The sequence below is a fragment of the Empedobacter sp. UBA7252 genome (assembly GCF_002472765.1).
GTDB classification, from domain to species: Bacteria; Bacteroidota; Bacteroidia; order Flavobacteriales; family Weeksellaceae; genus Empedobacter; species Empedobacter falsenii_B.
On sequence record NZ_DKSQ01000046.1, the window covers coordinates 9,285 to 11,142 of the forward strand.

The following is a 1,858-nucleotide window of genomic DNA, read 5'->3' on the forward strand; positions in this document are numbered from 1 at the left end:
AACTTCTTTCACATCATCTTTGAAACGTTTCAATGAAGCTAATTCACCATCGTGGATCACAACTCCGTCACGAATGATACGAATACTAGAGTTTCTGTAAACTTTACCGTCTAAGACCATACATCCAGCAATAGTACCAACTTTCGTTACTTTAAATGTTTCACGAACCTCAATATTACCTGTTACTTGCTCTTTCAACTCTGGAGATAACATTCCTTCCATCGCTTCTTTGATCTCTTCGATCGCAGCATAGATAATTGAGTAAGTTCTAATTTCAACTTCTTCTTTTTCTGCAATATCACGAGCAGATCCACCAGGACGAACATTAAATCCGATAATAATCGCATCTGAAGCAGAAGCTAATAATACGTCAGATTCTGTAATTTGTCCAACTCCTTTGTGTAAGATGTTAACAATAATTTCTTCTGTCGAAAGTTTTTGTAAAGAGTCTGTCAATGCTTCTACAGAACCATCCACGTCCCCTTTCAAGATAATATTCAACTCTTTGAAGTCTCCTAAAGCAATACGACGTCCAATCTCATCAAGTGTAATATGTTTTTGTGTACGAATAGTTTGCTCACGTTGTAATTGATCTCTACGAGTTGCAATTTGTTTCGCTTCGCGTTCATCTTCGTAAACTTTGAACTTATCACCTGCTGTTGGCGCACCCGCTAATCCTAATATTGTAACTGGTGTTGATGGTCCAGCTACTTTGATATTGTTACCACGCTCATCTAACATTGCACGAACTTTACCATGGTGAGATCCTGCTAATACATAATCTCCGATGTGTAATGTACCTGTTTGTACGATAATTGTCGAAACATATCCACGTCCTTTGTCTAATGCAGCTTCTACAACTGTACCAGATGCTTTACGTTTTGGATTCGCTTTAAGGTCTAATACCTCAGCTTCTAATAATACTTTTTCTAATAAATCTTCTACTCCTAAACCAGATTTAGCCGAGATTTCTTGAGATTGGTAAGTACCACTCCAGTCTTCAACTAATAAGTTCATTTGAGCTAATTGCTCTTTTACTTTTTCTGGGTTAGCTGCTGGTTTATCAACTTTATTGATAGCGAATACCATTGGTACTCCAGCTGCTTGAGCATGAGAAATTGCTTCACGTGTTTGTGGCATGATTTGATCATCGGCCGCAATTACAATAATTGCAATATCCGTTACCTGAGCACCACGAGCACGCATCGCTGTAAAGGCCTCGTGACCTGGTGTATCTAAGAACGCTACACGCTTACCACTTGGCAATGTTACGTTATACGCACCAATGTGTTGTGTAATACCTCCAGACTCACCAGCAATTACGTTTGCTTTACGAATATAATCTAATAAAGATGTTTTACCATGGTCAACGTGTCCCATTACAGTTACGATTGGCGCACGAGTTACTAAATCTTCTTCGTTATCGATTTCTTCTTCTTCAGTTGAGATTTCTTCTTCAGCATTAGCAAATACTGCTTCGAATCCGAAATCATCTGCAACTAATTGAATTGTATCCGCTTCAAGACGTTGGTTCATGGTAACCATGATTCCCAATGACATACATGCAGAGATAACTTCTGTAACAGAAACATCCATTAACGAAGCTAATTCGTTAACCGTTACAAATTCTGTTACATGTAAAGTTTTGTCCATGTCTATTGCTTCTTGCTCTTGCTCAGCAAACTCACGACGCTCTTTACGTTTGTCTCTTCTGTGTTTAGCCCCTTTAGATCCTTTTCCTTTATTAGTAAGTTTATCTAAAGTGTCTTTAATTTGTTTTTTAACATCTTCGTCAGAAAGTTCTACTTGAGGAACTCTTGGTCCACGATTGTTTCCACCTCTAAAGTTTCCACCACCT

1 protein-coding gene is annotated in these 1,858 nt (G+C 38.4%); it reads right to left on the reverse strand.

The genetic code is table 11. The features are described 5' to 3' along the window. Positions 1-1,858 (reverse strand): translation initiation factor IF-2 (gene infB, locus B2X73_RS06670; protein ID WP_291096066.1); only part of this gene is annotated, 1,858 nt, incomplete at both ends.